Below are 15,389 nucleotides of genomic sequence, written 5' to 3' on the forward strand. Positions count from 1 at the left end.
ATGTTATACTATCTTTTTCAATATTTAGACAGTGCTTTTGATTTTCCAGGGGCTGGTGTTTTTCAATACATCACTTTCCGTTCGGCATTAGCTTTTATTATGTCGTTAGGTTTTGCTACAATTTATGGTAAAAAAATTATTAACTTTTTGAGAAATCAACAAGTTGGTGAGACTGTTAGAGAATTAGGATTAGAAGGCCAGCAACAAAAAGCAGGTACTCCAACAATGGGAGGGATCATAATTATTTTGGCAACTTTAATTCCTGTTTTCTTATTAGCAAGATTAGAAAATGTATACATCATTCTTTTAGTGATTACAACAGTTTGGATGGGAGCTATTGGCTTTGTTGATGACTATATTAAGATTTTCAAAAAAGACAAAGAAGGTTTAAAAGGAAGATTTAAGGTTTTAGGTCAAGTTGGTTTAGGACTGATTGTTGGTTCAATACTCTATTTTAGTCCAAACGTAACCGTAAGAAAAGATACAATAAAAGAAAGGATTAAAACAGAGCAAGGATTTGATACTTCTAAGTTAAATGAAAAATCAACGGCTACAACTATTCCTTTTTTAAAGAATAATGAATTTGATTACGCTGACGTACTTTCTTTTATGGGAGATGGTTATGAAAAATATTCATGGTTAATCTTCATCCCATTTGTAATTTTAATTATTACTGCAGTTTCAAACGGGGCTAATTTAACTGATGGTATTGATGGTCTTGCAGCAGGTACATCTGCAATTTCCGTTCTCGCATTAGGTATTTTTGCCTTTGTTTCTGGAAACGTAATTTTTTCAGATTATTTAAATGTTATGTATATACCCAATTCTGGAGAAATGACCATTTTTATTGCGGCTTTTGTAGGGGCTTTAGTTGGATTCCTTTGGTATAATACATATCCAGCAACTGTTTTTATGGGGGATACAGGAAGTTTGACAATTGGAGGTATTATAGCTGTAATTGCAATCTCTATACGTAAGGAATTGTTGATTCCAATTTTATGCGGAATTTTCCTTGCAGAAAATTTGTCCGTAATTCTTCAAGTGAGTTATTTTAAATACACAAAAAAGAAATTTGGTGAAGGAAAAAGAATCTTTTTAATGTCTCCATTACATCACCATTATCAAAAGAAAGGATATCACGAAAGCAAAATTGTAACTCGTTTTTGGATTGTTGCTATTTTCTTAGCCATCTTTTCATTAGTATCATTAAAACTAAGATAAAATGAAGAGGTTAGTAATACTTGGTGGAGGCGAAAGTGGTGTTGGTACTGCGATTTTAGGAAAGAAAAAAGGATATGATGTTTTTGTTTCTGATTTTGGAAAAATTAAAGAGACATACAAAGAAGTTCTAACTATAAACGGTATTTCTTGGGAAGATGAAAAGCATTCTGAGGAGCTTATATTAAATGCTGATGTGGTAATGAAAAGCCCTGGAATTCCTGAGAAAGCCCCAATTGTTAAAAAATTAATTGAGTTAGGAATACCTGTTATATCAGAAATAGAGTTTGCAGTTCAATTTACAGATGCTGTTACGGTTGGTATAACAGGAAGTAACGGTAAAACAACAACAACATTACTTACCTATCATTTGTTAAAACAAGGCGGGTTAAATGTTGGTTTAGCAGGAAATATTGGAAAGAGCTTTGCTTGGCAGGTAGCTGAAAATAAACACGATGTATATGTGTTAGAATTAAGTAGTTTTCAGTTAGATGGAATTATTGATTACAAGCCGCATATTGCCATTATTACAAATCTAAGCCCGGATCATTTAGATAGATATAATTATGACTATAATTTATATATAGCATCAAAATTTAGAATAACAAAAAATCAAACAGAACAAGATTTTTTAATAGTTGACAATGATGATGTTGAAATAAAAAAGTGGTTAGAGAATAATCAAATCAAAGCACAATTAATTCCATTTTCATTAACTAAAAAAATTGAAAATGGAGCATGTATAGAAGAACAAAATTTAATGAGTACAATAAATAACGACCCATTTACTATGCCAATAAATGAACTAGCATTAGAAGGAAAGCATAATTTAAAAAATGCTATGGCTGCAACAGCAGTTTCTCAGTTACTTAAAATTAGAAAACAAACAATCAGAGAAAGCTTGTCTAATTTTCAAGGTGTAGAACATCGCTTAGAAAAAGTTTTAAAAATTCAGAATGTAGAATATATTAACGATTCAAAAGCTACAAATGTTAACGCAACTTATTTTGCGCTAGATAGTATGACTGTTCCTACTGTTTGGATTGTTGGAGGTGTAGATAAAGGGAATGATTATGATGAGTTAATGTCATTAGTTCGCGAGAAAGTAAAAGCAATAATTTGTTTAGGTGTAGACAATTCAAAAATAATTCAAACTTTTAGCAATGTTGTTGATGTTATGGTTGAGACAACTTCAATGACGGAGGCTTTAAAAATAGCTAAGCATATTGCTGAATCTGGAGAGGCAGTTTTGCTATCTCCAGCTTGTGCGAGTTTTGATTTGTTTGAAAACTATGAAGATAGAGGACGTCAATTTAAAAATGCAGTACATAATTTATAATAATGAATGATATTGTAGCTAAAATAAGAGGAGATAAAGGAATATGGGCAATAGTTTTTCTATTGGCTCTTATTTCATTCTTGCCGGTTTACAGCGCTAGTACAAATCTAGTATATGTAATCGGTAAAGGCTCTACTTTAGGTTACTTAATCAAACATTTAGGACATCTTTTTTTGGGATTTGTAATCATCTATTTTGTGCATAAAGTGCCTTATCATTACTTCAGAGCTTTATCTATTTTTGGAATTCCTATTGTTATAGTCTTATTGGTGTATACGCTTATGCAAGGCACTACAATGGGTGGGGCTAATGCAAGTAGATGGATTCGAATACCGTTTGTTGGTATTGGTTTTCAGACCTCTACTTTTGCTTTCATGGTTTTAATGGTATATGTTGCTCGTTATTTGGCAAAAATAGAAGATAAGATTGTTACTTTTAAAGAATCGTTATTGGAATTATGGCTACCAGTTTTTGGAGTTTTAATTCTTATTTTACCAGCCAATTTTTCCACAACTGCACTTATTTTTACCATGGTGTGTATGGTAGTTTATATTGGTTATTACCCAATAAAATATTTACTATTTATAATTGGTCTTGGCGTGCTTGCCTTAACTTTTTTCATTTTGATTGCAAAAGCATTCCCAGACGCAATGCCAAATCGTGTAAAGACTTGGGAAAAACGTATAGAACGATTTACATCTGATACTAAAGATGAAGATGTTTATCAAATTGAAAAAGCAAAAATAGCTATTGCATCTGGTGGAATGATTGGACTTGGACCAGGAAAAAGTGTTCAAAAAAATTTTTTACCACAATCTTCATCAGATTTTATATTTGCAATTATCGTTGAAGAATATGGTATGTCTGGAGCTTTTATCATAATATTTTTATACTTATTGCTTTTTGTTCGTTTTATAATCAATGCGCATAAAGCAACTACGCTATTTGGTAAATTATTGATTGTTGGATTAGGTTTTCCAATTATATTTCAAGCGTTAGTTAATATGTCGGTTGCTGTTGAACTATTGCCAGTAACAGGTCAAACATTACCTTTAATTAGTGCTGGAGGAACATCTATTTGGATGACTTGTGCTTCTATTGGAATAATTTTAAGTGTTACTAAAAAGGAAGAAGAAATTGCTTTGGATTTAGAAGAAAAAAAGAAAAGAGACGAAGCGTTACAAAGAATAATCGATAAAGAAGTTGAGGCAGAATTAGGAGATTTTAGCATTGATGATGAATCAGAAAAAGAAGAAACTAATCCGCTCGAACCTATATTAAATAAATAATATGCAAAACTTGAAATTTATAATTAGTGGTGGTGGTACAGGTGGTCATATCTATCCTGCAATTGCTATTGCAAATGAATTAAAAGCACAATATCCAGATGCTGAGTTCTTGTTTGTAGGCGCTAAAGATAAAATGGAAATGCAAAAAGTTCCTCAAGCAGGTTACGAAATTAAAGGTCTGTGGATTTCAGGAATACAAAGAAAAATAACATTACAAAATGCAATGTTTCCAATTAAACTACTCTCTAGTTTATGGAATTCGTATAGAATTATTAAAAAGTTTAACCCTAATGTTGTGATTGGAACCGGTGGTTTTGCAAGTGGGGCTGTTTTAAAAATGGCGTCATTAATGAATATCCCTATTGTAGTTCAAGAGCAAAATTCATATCCTGGTATTACAAATAAATTATTAGCAAAAAAAGCGAGCTCTATATGTGTAGCATATGAAGGATTAGAATCTTTTTTTCCAAAGGATAAAATTAAATTAACCGGAAATCCAGTTCGACAAGATTTATTAGATATAGATACAAAAAGAATTAAAAGTCTAACCTATTTTGAATTAGATAGTACAAAAAGAACTTTATTGGTTTTAGGTGGAAGTTTAGGAGCAAGAAAAGTCAATCAATTAATTGCTCAAGAAATAGATTTTATTACACAACTTGGAGTTCAGGTGTTATGGCAATGTGGAAAATTGTATTATGATGAATACAGTCACTTAAATACAAAAGAAAACGTACATGTTTTGGCTTTTATTGATAAAATGGATTTGGCTTATGCTGCAGCTGATGTTGTTATTTCCAGATCAGGTGCATCATCGGTTTCTGAATTGTGTATTGTAGGTAAGCCAACGATTTTTATTCCATCTCCAAATGTTTCTGAAGACCATCAAACTAAAAATGCATTGGCAATTGTTAAGAAAAAAGCGGCTGTTCTTTTAAGAGAAAATGAGTTGGAAGAAAAGTTTAAAAACACTTTTGCGGAACTGCTTTCTAATGATGATATGCAAGATAAGTTAAGCAAGAAAATACACAAATTGGCAATGCCAAATGCTACAAAAGAAATAGTAAAAGAAATAGAAAAACTAATAAACTAATTAAAAAAATGAATTTAAACCAAATACAAAATATCTATTTCATAGGAATCGGAGGAATCGGAATGAGTGCTCTTGCTCGATACTTTATGAATATTGGTAAAAATGTGGCTGGTTATGATAAAACCAAAACGCAATTAACAAATGAATTGGTTGCATTAGGAATGGATATTCATTTTGAAGACAATTTAAGTTTAATTGATAAAAAATATTTAGATAAAACAACTACTCTAGTAATCATTACTCCAGCCGTTCCTAAATATCATTCAGAATGGAATTATTTCCTTTCAGAAGGTTTTGAAGTAAAAAAGCGTGCCGAAGTTTTAGGTTTAATAACTAAAGATACTTTTTGTTTTGCTGTTGCGGGTACACATGGAAAAACTACAACATCAAGTATTTTGGGCCATATTTTGTTTCAAAGTGGAGTAGATGTTACATCGTTCCTTGGTGGAATTGTGGAAAATTATAATTCAAATATAATTGGTGACGGAAAAACAGTAACGGTTGTAGAAGCTGATGAGTTTGATCGTTCGTTTTTACATTTACACCCTAATTTGGCTTGCATTACTTCAATGGATGCTGATCATTTAGATATTTATGGAGATGCTTCTGCAATTGAGGCTTCTTTTGTAGAGTTTTCAAATAAAGTGCCTTCAGAAAGTTTATTTATTGCAAATGGATTGCCTTTAAATGGGAATACAATTGGTATCAATGAAGAAGCGACTTTTTCAGCTCAAAATATTCGTATCGAAAATGGTTTTTATGTTTTTGATGTAAAAACTACTGATGAAGTAATTGAGAATGTAAAATTTGCATTGCCAGGTCATCATAATTTATCTAATGCTTTAATTGCTTTTGCAATGGCTAAAAGTTATGGAATTTCAAATGAAAATATTATTGCAGCATTAGCTTCTTTTAAAGGAGTTAGAAGAAGATTTTCTTTTCAAACAAGGACGGAAAAAGCGGTTTATATAGATGATTATGCTCATCATCCAACAGAAATAAATGCAGTTCATCAAGCAGTAAGAGAATTGTATCCTAACAAAAAGATAATTGCCGCTTTTCAGCCTCATTTGTTTTCTCGTACGAAGGATTTTGTTGATGGGTTTGCCGAAAGTCTATCTCAGTTTGATCAAGTATTACTGTTGGAGATTTATCCGGCAAGAGAATTGCCGGTTGAAGGTGTAAATTCCGCTTGGTTGTTAAGCAAGATTTCAAATGAAAATAAAAAACTAATTACAAAGGAAGAATTGTTGCAAGAGTTTAGAAATTCTGATGCAAATGTATACGTAACAATTGGTGCGGGTGATATTGGCGAAATGGTTTCGGAAATTAAAAAAATAGTAGATGAAAAAGCTTAATTGGCATAATATCCGACTGGTTTTAATCATTGTTTTAATGATATTTCTCTATTCTTTTTCATTAAAAAAGAACAATGAACGATTGTTAAAATCTGTAAATATTTCATTTGCAGAAGATAAAGACAACTATTTTATAACACATGAAATGGTTAATAACTTGTTAATACAAAATTCGGGTAAGCCTTTATCAATCAAAAAAGAAAAAGTAGATTTGAATACTTTAGAAACCGCTCTCAATGATCACGAGATGATAGAAAAAGCTGAAGTTTTTTCTAGTATAGATGGCTCTCTAAATGCGCATATAAAACAAAAGACCCCAATTGTACGATTTGTCTCAGATAATGCTAAGTATTATCTTGACGGTAAAGGAGATAGGATGCCTTTGTCTGAAAACTTTTCAGCAAGAGTCCCTGTAGTTATTGGGCAAATAAATGTCGCCGAAAAAAGTAACTATGTGTACTTATTTAATGAAATCGCGAAAGATGATTTTCTTAAAAAAAGTATCACGGGTTTAACTATTTTGCCGTCAGGAAGTATAGTGATGACCAATAGAGATTATGAATTTAAAATAATCTTTGGAAATCCAATAAATGTAGATAAGAAGCTTAAGAATTATAAAGCTTTTTATAAACATGCTATAAAAGACACGTTGATTAAAAATTACAAGTCAGTAAATTTATTGTTTACAGATCAAGTAGTTTGCAAGAAATAGATAGATTATGAATAAAGAAACCATTGCAGTAGGATTAGACATTGGAACAACAAAAATTGTTGCAATGATCGGTAGGAAAAATGAATACGGAAAATTAGAAATTCTAGGAGTTGGAAAATCTAAAAGTCTAGGTGTTCATAGAGGTGTTGTGAATAATATCACGCAAACTATTCAGTCTATTCAACAAGCTATAATTGAGGCTGAGAATGACTCTGATTATAAAATAAACGATGTGGTTGTTGGTATTGCGGGTCAACACATACGAAGTATCCAACATAGTGATTATATAAGCCGCCCAAATGCAGAAGAAGTTATTGGAGAAGCTGATATAGATATGTTGATAAATCAAGTTCATAAACTTGCAATGCTTCCTGGTGAAGAAATTATTCATGTTTTACCACAAGAATTTAAGATTGATGGTCAAGCTGAGATAAAAGAACCTATTGGGATGTATGGCGGAAGATTAGAAGCTAGTTTTCATGTGGTTGTGGGTCAGGCAGCTTCAATTAGAAATTTAGGTAGATGTGTTAAAAGCGGAGGGTTAGAGCTTTCTGGTTTAACGTTAGAGCCTCTAGCATCAGCAGATGCGGTTTTAAGTCAAGAAGAAAAAGAAGCTGGAGTTGCAATTATTGATATTGGTGGAGGAACAACTGATTTAGCGATTTTTAAAGACGGAATTATTCGTCATACAGCAGTAATTCCTTTTGGAGGAAATGTTATAACTGAAGACATTAAAGAAGGTTGTTCAATAATTGAAAAACAAGCTGAATTGTTAAAAATGCGCTTTGGATCTGCATGGCCAGGTGAAAATAAAGACAATGAGATTGTTTCAATTCCGGGATTAAGAGGAAGAGAACCAAAAGAGATTTCGCTTAAAAACTTGTCTAAAATAATTCATGCTAGAGTTGTTGAAATCATAGAACAAGTTTATGCAGAAATTAAAATATACGGTCATGAAGACCCAAAAAGAAAGTTAATTGCAGGTATTGTTTTAACAGGAGGTGGAGCTCAACTAAAACATATTAAACAGTTGGTTGAATATATAACAGGGATGGATACAAGAATAGGTTTTCCAAATGAACATCTTGCTGGTGGTTCAGATGAGGAACTTTCAAGTCCTATGTATGCAACAGCCGTAGGTTTGGTTATGAACAGTATTAGAAATAATACAAGAAGTGCTACTCCAATTGTTGAATTAAAAAAAGAAGTTCCAGTTCAAAACACTGATATTGAAATAGAAGATTCATTCAAAGAAGCTGATTCAGAACCAGAAGTTAATGAGTCAAAAAATGCAGAAACAACAGAAGAAAAGATCAAAAAGTCATTTTTTGATAAGTATATAGAAAAGATTAAAGAATTTTTAGATAACGCAGAATAAAAAGTAACATTATGTCAGAATTTACAAACATCTCATTCGATTTGCCTAAAAACCAATCTAACGTCATTAAAGTGATTGGAGTTGGTGGTGGTGGAAGTAACGCTATTAATCACATGTTCCAACAAGGGATTAAAGGTGTAGATTTTGTGGTTTGCAACACAGATGCACAAGCATTGCAAAATAGCCCTGTGCCAAACAAAATTCAGTTAGGTTTAACACTAACAGAAGGATTAGGTGCTGGAGCAAATCCTGAGGTAGGACAACAATCTGCTATTGAAAGTATGGAAGCTATTGAAAAGATGCTTGATACTAATACTAAAATGCTTTTTATTACTGCTGGAATGGGTGGTGGAACTGGAACAGGAGCTGCGCCTGTGATAGCTCAATTAGCTAAAGAACGTGATATTTTAACTGTTGGAATCGTTACTATTCCTTTCCAGTTTGAAGGTAAAATACGTTATGAGCAAGCTATGAATGGAGTTGAAAAACTTCGAAAACAAGTAGATTCTTTAATTGTTATCAATAATAATAAGTTACGTGAAGTTTATGGAAACCTTGGTTTTAAAGCAGGTTTTTCTAAAGCAGATGAAGTATTGGCAACAGCCTCTAGAGGAATTGCTGAAGTAATTACACATCATTACACACAAAATATCGATTTGCGTGATGCTAAAACCGTTTTAGCAAACAGTGGAACAGCAATTATGGGTTCTTCAATTGCTGTAGGTGATGATAGAGCTAAAGAAGCGATTAAAAACGCATTAGATTCTCCGCTATTAAACGATAATAAAATTTCAGGAGCTAAAAATGTATTGTTGTTAATTGTATCAGGGACTTCTGAAATTACTCTTGATGAAATTGGAGAAATTAATGATTTTATCCAAACTGAAGCAGGTCATAATGCAAACATTATCATGGGAGTTGGTGAAGACGAAACCCTTGGTGAAGGTGTTGCAGTTACAATTATAGCTACTGGTTTTGATGTAGAGCAACAAGCTGACATTGTGAATACAGAACCTAAAAAAATAATTCATTCACTAGAAGATGAACAAAAAATTGTTCATGATTTGTCTGCTAAAGCCATTTCAAATATTATAGTAAATGAACCAATAATTGAAACAAAAGCAGAAGTAAAAGAAGATATCATTAATCCAATTAGTGATGAAAAAGTTGTTTTTACTTTAGAAGAAACAGAAAAAGAAGAAGTAGTTTTTGAAATTCAAGAACCATCACTTCCGGCAATGGATTTGATTTCAACAACTGAATTTTTAAAAAACATTGACGTAACATTCGAAGTTGTTTCTTCAAATGTTATTAATGAGTTTGAAATTATTACTCCTCAAATTAGAGAAATTGAAGTTGTAGAGCCAGAATTTGTTAAAGCTAAAGAGAGTGATTTTAATTTTTCGTTAAATTTATTTGAGGAAAAAGAAGAAGATGAAAATCAAGTTGTTTTTAGTTTAACTGATGAAATTAAAGAAATTGAAGTAAAAGAGCCTGTAAGTTTTATTCCGGTTACTGAAGTAAATCAAGATGGAATTGTGAAGTATTCTCTTGAAGATTATTTAGAAAAAGAAAATGAGTTAACAGCAACTGCAAAAGTTGAAGAAGTTAAAGAGCCTGTTGATGAAGAATTAAATTTTTCATTTAAAAATTTAGCAACAAGAAATGAAGAAGTGAAAGCTAGCTATGACGAAAATATTTCTCCTTTAGACATGTCTATTGAGGATTCTTTAAAAGCTAGGGCAGAAGAGCGCAAAAGAAAAATGAAAGACTTTAATTATAAGTTCAACAATAGTGCTGCACGAATTGATGAAATTGAAAAAGAGCCAGCTTACAAAAGAATGGGTATTGATTTATCTGAACAACCGGGAAGTAATAATCAATCTAGAATGTCATTAGGAACAGATAGTAACGATGATGTTCAATTAAGATCTAATAATTCTTTTTTACACGATAATGTAGATTAATTCGCAATATAACAAACCTGTATATTGAAAAAACCCGAAGAATTCTTCGGGTTTTTTTATTACTTTTGCATAAATAATTTTTACAAATAAAACACTAAATATATACAAGACATGAGTTTAGAATCAAATATAATGACGCACATGAAAGAAGCTATGAAAGCTAAAGATTCAGTTGCGTTAGAGGCATTAAGAGCAATTAAATCAGCTATTATTTTAGCTAAAACAGAAGCTGGTGCATCTGAAGGATTAACAGAAGACCAAGAAATAAAAATGTTACAGCGATTAGTAAAAATGCGTAAAGACAGCGCAACTATTTTTACAGAACAAAACCGTATGGATTTAGCGGAACCAGAATTGGCTCAAATTACTGTAATTGAACAATTTTTACCTGCTCAATTGTCTGAAGACGAAGTAGAAGCAATAGTTGCTAAAATTATTTCTGAAACTGGAGCTTCAGGTATTGCTTCAATGGGAAAGGTTATGGGGTTAGCTTCTGCACAAATTGGCGGACAAGCAGAAGGAAAAACGATTTCTGGTATTGTTAAGAAACTTTTAGTTTAGATAATTTAGATTTGCTTAGATTATTAGAAACATAGATTTTCTAGATGTTTAACAATCTAATTCTCTAAGCAGTCAAAAAACGGCTTCGTAGTTCAACTGGATAGAATGACGGATTTCGGCTCCGTTGGTTGCAGGTTCGAACCCTGCCGAGGTCACAATTGTTTTAATACAAAAACTCATACTTTTTTATTTTGAATAAAGTATGAGTTTTTTTACTGAAAAAAGATTCTGTTAAATCATTTTAAGTAAATCTTAATCCTTATTTTCGTAAATAAATAAGCCCTTTTAAATTGATTTACATTTTACTAATTATCGGTCTTTTATTCTTTGGATTCTTTGCTTACAATGTTGTTGTAGAACCAATATATGCTTTTGTTTTTCGTAAGCCTATGTACGTTCATTTTTATCCCTTCCCAAATAAACTTAAGCTTAATCAACTTCATATACTCCATTCTAAATTTGATTTTTATAAAAAACTATCTCCTAAAGAGAAAGTGTATTTCGAACATAGAGTAGCTGTTTTTTTAAAAAAGTATCCTTTTTATGGTAAAGAGGGTTTGGAGATTACTGATGAAATGCGTGTTCTTATTGCAGCTACAGCAATTATGCTAACCTTTGGTATGCGTTCGTATCTATTTACAGTAATAAATAAAGTTATTGTTTTTCCAGATGTTTATTATTCAAAAATGAACGATAATTTTCATAAAGGTGAATTTAACCCAAGAATGAAAGCTATAGTCTTTTCATGGAAGCATTTCATGGAAGGATATGAAATATCTAATGATAATTTAAATTTAGGATTACATGAGTTTTCACATGTGTTGCACTTTGAAGGGTTAAAGAAAAATGATACTTCTGCTACTATTTTTGCAGTTACTTATAATGAAATAATTGAACAAGTAAAACATCCACCGAACTATAAGAAACTTATAGAGTCTGATTATTTTAGAATTTATGCATATACAAATGAATTTGAATTCATAGCAGTAATTCTTGAGCACTTTTTCGAAACACCTTCGCAATTCAAATCTGAATTCCCTCAATTATTCGAAAAAGTTAAGGTAATGATTAACTTTACTGAAGTAGTATAAAATACAAAAATAATGCTTAATAATCAATGATTTAAGCTATGTTAGTTTGTTTTTTTAATGGTTATCTTTAAAGTATTAATTTAAAATTAAATATTATGAAACAAATAGTTCCAGTTTCAACGATAATGACAAAAGATGTTGTAAAATTAAATGTCACCGACACATTAACTAAAGCTGAAGGTTTATTTAAGAAACATAAAATAAGACATATTCCTGTTGTAAGTGGGAATAAGATTTTAGGAATGTTAAGTTATACAGATTTGCTTAGAATTTCTTTTGCAGATGCAATTGATGATGATGAGGAAGAAGTAGATGCTACTGTTTATAATATGTTTTCTATTGAACAAGTTATGGCTAAAAATTTAGTTTCAATTTCCCCAGATATAACTATTAAAGAAGCAGCAGAAATTCTTGCATCAAAAGAGTTTCATGCCTTACCTGTAGTTGAGGGTAGTTTGTTGGTTGGGATAGTCACTACAACTGATTTGATTAAATATTTGATAAAGCAATATTAAAAAAAAAAGCTCCACAAGGAGCTTTTTTTATTTTGTAATTTTTTTTAAATCAGCTATTGTTTTTGCTGGGTTTTCTGCACTAAACACATAACTGCCAGCAACTAAAACATCAGCGCCAGCATCAGCTAACTTTTTGGCGTTTTTATTAGTAACTCCACCGTCAATTTCAATTAAGGTTGAAGCGTTCTTTTTATTGATTAACGTTTTTAGCTTCTCTACTTTAGAAAACGTATTTTCAATGAAAGATTGTCCTCCAAAACCTGGATTAACACTCATAATACAAACTAAATCAATATCTTGAATAATGTCTTCTAGTAAATCTACGTTAGTGTGAGGATTCAAAGCAACTCCAGCTTTCATGCCTTCCGCTTTAATAGCTTGAAGTGTTCTGTGTAAATGGGTACAAGCTTCGTAATGAACGGTCAAAATATCAGCCCCTAATTTTTTGAAAGTAGCAATGTATCTGTCAGGATCAACAATCATTAAATGTACATCAATTGTTTTTTTTGCGTGTTTGTTGATGGCATCTAAAACAGGCATTCCAAAGGAAATATTTGGAACAAAAACGCCATCCATAATATCAATATGAAACCAATCGGCTTCACTTGCATTAATCATTTCAATGTCGCGTTGTAAATTGGCAAAATCTGCTGCTAAAACCGAAGGAGCAATTAAAGTATTTTTCATTGTGTTAAGTGTGTTGTTGGCGCAAAGATAGTTTTTAGTTTAAAAGTTTAAAAATTTAACTCTCGAAACTTCGGGATAAAAGTTGGGCTGCTAGTGTAAAAACCAAAACCTCCAATATTATTGGAGGTTTTATTCTAAATATTCATCTAAATTAGTCTTTCTGCTTGTCTATTTCTTTTTGGATTAAGTTCCAATCATAATAATGAAAGGTCATTCCATTGCTCATAGCAACTAACAATCCTTTTGAAAAATCTTTATTAAGATTTATAGATGTAGCATCGGCTCCATCGCATTCAATTGTAGATACTGGTATTTCTGCAATTTTTATATGTTTGTTTTTTTGGTTTGAATTTTCTTCTCTAGTATATACAACAAACGTATTGGCTTGTTGGTTGGAAACTAAAATATATCCAGTAGATTCAGTTTTTTTATAAATAGCTATTCCCTCGTTGTCGGATTTGAAATCATTTTGTCCAAAAATTGCTATTTCATTATTGTCATTCTTTGAAGGGTCAGCAAAATACTTACGAATTCCTGTTTGTTCGTCTGAATAATAAACGAATCCTAATTCATTATCAACAGCTATTGCTTCTATTTCTTTTTTACCACTATAATTTCCAAACTTCCTAATGATTTTTGCTTGTACCACTCCGTTTTTAGATTCCAATTGGTATTGCCATAAATAACTTCCAGATGGGCCATTTTTTCTTCCTACTATTGCAAATATTTCGCCATCAGAAGGTCTAGTATAAAGGGCAATTCCCATAGGGTTTCTTTCTGTTTCTCCAACAAATACTTCAATTCCACCATTGTCAATTGGTTCTAAGTTTGGTAAAGAAAATATCCTGATTTTATTTGTTTCTCTTTCCGTAGTTACAGCAATATCAAGAGTTGTGTTACCTACTTTTAATTTATAAGCGACATCTACATTATTTGGTCTTTTTAATGGAATTGATTTCTTTATAATTTTACCATTTAAATCATATAAATAAAGACCACCATCAGAGTCTTTATCAGTTCCAATTATTAAGCTGCTTGAAGGATTAGTTGGGTGAATCCAAATGGCTGGATCATCAGTATCATGAGGTGTGTTCTCAGTAATAATTTTAGGTTGTAGGGCGTTTTTAGCTATGGGAGCTAATTGGTCTTTGCATCCAATTAGAATGACAAATGAAAACAGTGCTAATTTTAATTTATTCATTATTTTTTATTAATTTCATGTGTATATAATACAGTTCCTGATTCATTAATTAGATGAACTAACATTTTTTCTGTATTTACAGAAAAAGTCATAAATCCTGGAAGTGAAATAGCATAGATTGTACCTTCTCTATTTCCTGTTGGTCTTACTTCGCTTCCTGCTCCAGATAGAAATTGAGTGGTATAGCAATTTTTTGATTTAATAATTTGTAAATCATGTTCGTGACCACACAAATAGGCATCTACTTTATATTCGTTAAATATAGGTGTCAATAAGTTTTCTATATCTTTAGTATCTTGGCTTTTTAGTCTTTTTCCTCCAGAATACATCGGATGATGTCCTACAACTATTTTCCAATTAATAGAAGCGTCTTTTTTGTTTAAAGTTTCGATCAGCCACTTTTTTTGAGCAATAGTGTCTTGTTTTTTTACGTTTTGTCCTTTTTCGTCATTATTTTCGTAGTAACTCTTTATAAAAGGATTTGTATCAATAAAAATTAACTGTAGTTTTTTTCCTCCTTTTAATTCAATTATTTGTTCAAAATATTGACTTGGCAAGTGCCATCTTCTACTAACATTAGAATAGTCAATTTGAGCTTGTATATTTCCTGAATAATCATGATTTCCTAATCCTAAATACCAATCACATTGCAAATCAAAATGATGATATACATTCTCAAATGATTTTTCAAAATGAGGATCTTGAGTGCTCTGAACACCATATGGATAGAAATTATCTCCAACTGAAACTACAAAGTCTAAATCTATTTCAACAGCTGTTTTAGCCATTTGATTTGCAACTTCTTTTTGATTGTATTCTCCAAATCTTCCAAAATCTCCTATTACAATAAAGTTTTCACTATTCTTTAATGTTTTCTGTCCTTCTTTTTGTGCATTTGTAATTTGTATACTAAGTAATAGTACAAAAAGGTATATATAATGTTTCATAATCGTAAATTATTTTTCTATATAAATATAAAT

At 31.2% G+C, this 15,389-nt stretch carries 14 protein-coding genes and 1 tRNA gene; 12 read left to right on the forward strand and 3 right to left on the reverse strand.

Translation table 11 applies throughout. From position 1 onward, the window contains the following. The 12 genes from mraY (at position 1) to ACQ65T_RS05765 (ending at position 12,521) form a co-directional block, all read left to right on the forward strand. Entirely contained in the window at positions 1-1,221 is a 1,221-nt protein-coding gene (gene mraY, locus ACQ65T_RS05710) for a phospho-N-acetylmuramoyl-pentapeptide-transferase (RefSeq protein WP_430400130.1), read from the forward strand. Position 1,222: 1 nt separating this feature from the next. Then, complete coding sequence (murD, locus tag ACQ65T_RS05715) at positions 1,223-2,557, forward strand: UDP-N-acetylmuramoyl-L-alanine--D-glutamate ligase (protein WP_430400131.1); 1,335 nt, start codon at positions 1,223-1,225, stop codon at positions 2,555-2,557. Between the two features lie 2 nt (positions 2,558-2,559). Then, positions 2,560-3,846 (forward strand): FtsW/RodA/SpoVE family cell cycle protein, encoded by a 1,287-nt coding sequence (locus tag ACQ65T_RS05720; protein WP_430400132.1) that lies wholly within the window; start codon positions 2,560-2,562, stop codon positions 3,844-3,846. Between the two features lies 1 nt (position 3,847). Beyond that, the gene (gene murG / locus ACQ65T_RS05725) at positions 3,848-4,939 is read left to right on the forward strand and encodes an undecaprenyldiphospho-muramoylpentapeptide beta-N-acetylglucosaminyltransferase (protein WP_430400133.1); all 1,092 of its coding nucleotides are present in this window, start codon (positions 3,848-3,850) and stop codon (positions 4,937-4,939) included. Positions 4,940-4,947: 8 nt separating this feature from the next. Next, the gene (murC, locus tag ACQ65T_RS05730; RefSeq protein WP_430400134.1) at positions 4,948-6,297 is read left to right on the forward strand and encodes a UDP-N-acetylmuramate--L-alanine ligase; all 1,350 of its coding nucleotides are present in this window, start codon (positions 4,948-4,950) and stop codon (positions 6,295-6,297) included. After that, positions 6,284-7,009 carry a cell division protein FtsQ/DivIB gene (locus ACQ65T_RS05735; protein ID WP_430400135.1) on the forward strand — a complete coding sequence of 242 codons (726 nt, stop codon included), beginning with the start codon at positions 6,284-6,286 and terminating at the stop codon, positions 7,007-7,009. Before murC ends, ACQ65T_RS05735 begins: the two co-directional genes overlap by 14 nt. A gap of 7 nt (positions 7,010-7,016) precedes the next feature. Beyond that, a complete protein-coding gene (gene ftsA / locus ACQ65T_RS05740; RefSeq protein WP_430400136.1) occupies positions 7,017-8,387 on the forward strand; it encodes a cell division protein FtsA in 1,371 nt (456 codons plus the stop codon). 11 nt (positions 8,388-8,398) lie between these two features. Then, positions 8,399-10,354: a cell division protein FtsZ gene (ftsZ, locus tag ACQ65T_RS05745; RefSeq protein WP_430400137.1), complete on the forward strand. Its 1,956-nt coding sequence runs from the start codon at positions 8,399-8,401 to the stop codon at positions 10,352-10,354. 111 nt (positions 10,355-10,465) lie between these two features. Beyond that, complete coding sequence (locus ACQ65T_RS05750; protein ID WP_430400138.1) at positions 10,466-10,915, forward strand: GatB/YqeY domain-containing protein; 450 nt, start codon at positions 10,466-10,468, stop codon at positions 10,913-10,915. A gap of 81 nt (positions 10,916-10,996) precedes the next feature. Further along, a tRNA-Arg gene (locus tag ACQ65T_RS05755) sits at positions 10,997-11,070 on the forward strand. A 135-nt stretch (positions 11,071-11,205) separates the two neighbouring features. Continuing rightward, on the forward strand, positions 11,206-12,006 hold the full coding sequence (locus ACQ65T_RS05760; RefSeq protein WP_430400139.1) for a zinc-dependent peptidase: 801 nt from the start codon (positions 11,206-11,208) through the stop codon (positions 12,004-12,006). A 95-nt stretch (positions 12,007-12,101) separates the two neighbouring features. Continuing rightward, positions 12,102-12,521, forward strand: a complete 420-nt coding sequence (locus tag ACQ65T_RS05765; RefSeq protein ID WP_430400140.1) for a CBS domain-containing protein — start codon at positions 12,102-12,104, stop codon at positions 12,519-12,521. A 27-nt stretch (positions 12,522-12,548) separates the two neighbouring features. Here the strand turns inward: ACQ65T_RS05765 and rpe are convergent, their stop codons facing one another. The 3 genes from rpe to ACQ65T_RS05780 form a co-directional block, all read right to left on the reverse strand. After that, positions 12,549-13,208, reverse strand: coding sequence for a ribulose-phosphate 3-epimerase (gene rpe, locus ACQ65T_RS05770; RefSeq protein WP_430400141.1), 660 nt, complete (start codon positions 13,206-13,208; stop codon positions 12,549-12,551). A 151-nt stretch (positions 13,209-13,359) separates the two neighbouring features. Then, positions 13,360-14,409 (reverse strand): phytase, encoded by a 1,050-nt coding sequence (locus ACQ65T_RS05775; RefSeq protein ID WP_430400142.1) that lies wholly within the window; start codon positions 14,407-14,409, stop codon positions 13,360-13,362. Beyond that, positions 14,409-15,356 (reverse strand): metallophosphoesterase, encoded by a 948-nt coding sequence (locus ACQ65T_RS05780; protein WP_430400143.1) that lies wholly within the window; start codon positions 15,354-15,356, stop codon positions 14,409-14,411. Before ACQ65T_RS05780 ends, ACQ65T_RS05775 begins: the two co-directional genes overlap by 1 nt. Between the last annotated feature and the right edge of the window lie 33 nt (positions 15,357-15,389).

The sequence above is a fragment of the Flavobacterium sp. genome, assembly GCF_965284515.1.
In the GTDB taxonomy this organism is placed as follows: Bacteria; Bacteroidota; Bacteroidia; order Flavobacteriales; family Flavobacteriaceae; genus Flavobacterium.

Coding starts and splice junctions, on each gene's coding strand:
- mraY (WP_430400130.1), top strand. CDS start 1: ATGTTATACTATCTTTTTCAATATTTAGACAGTGCTTTTGATTTTCCA.
- murD (WP_430400131.1), top strand. CDS start 1,223: ATGAAGAGGTTAGTAATACTTGGTGGAGGCGAAAGTGGTGTTGGTACT.
- ACQ65T_RS05720 (WP_430400132.1), top strand. CDS start 2,560: ATGAATGATATTGTAGCTAAAATAAGAGGAGATAAAGGAATATGGGCA.
- murG (WP_430400133.1), top strand. CDS start 3,848: ATGCAAAACTTGAAATTTATAATTAGTGGTGGTGGTACAGGTGGTCAT.
- murC (WP_430400134.1), top strand. CDS start 4,948: ATGAATTTAAACCAAATACAAAATATCTATTTCATAGGAATCGGAGGA.
- ACQ65T_RS05735 (WP_430400135.1), top strand. CDS start 6,284: ATGAAAAAGCTTAATTGGCATAATATCCGACTGGTTTTAATCATTGTT.
- ftsA (WP_430400136.1), top strand. CDS start 7,017: ATGAATAAAGAAACCATTGCAGTAGGATTAGACATTGGAACAACAAAA.
- ftsZ (WP_430400137.1), top strand. CDS start 8,399: ATGTCAGAATTTACAAACATCTCATTCGATTTGCCTAAAAACCAATCT.
- ACQ65T_RS05750 (WP_430400138.1), top strand. CDS start 10,466: ATGAGTTTAGAATCAAATATAATGACGCACATGAAAGAAGCTATGAAA.
- ACQ65T_RS05765 (WP_430400140.1), top strand. CDS start 12,102: ATGAAACAAATAGTTCCAGTTTCAACGATAATGACAAAAGATGTTGTA.
- rpe (WP_430400141.1), bottom strand. CDS start 13,208: ATGAAAAATACTTTAATTGCTCCTTCGGTTTTAGCAGCAGATTTTGCC.
- ACQ65T_RS05775 (WP_430400142.1), bottom strand. CDS start 14,409: ATGAATAAATTAAAATTAGCACTGTTTTCATTTGTCATTCTAATTGGA.
- ACQ65T_RS05780 (WP_430400143.1), bottom strand. CDS start 15,356: ATGAAACATTATATATACCTTTTTGTACTATTACTTAGTATACAAATT.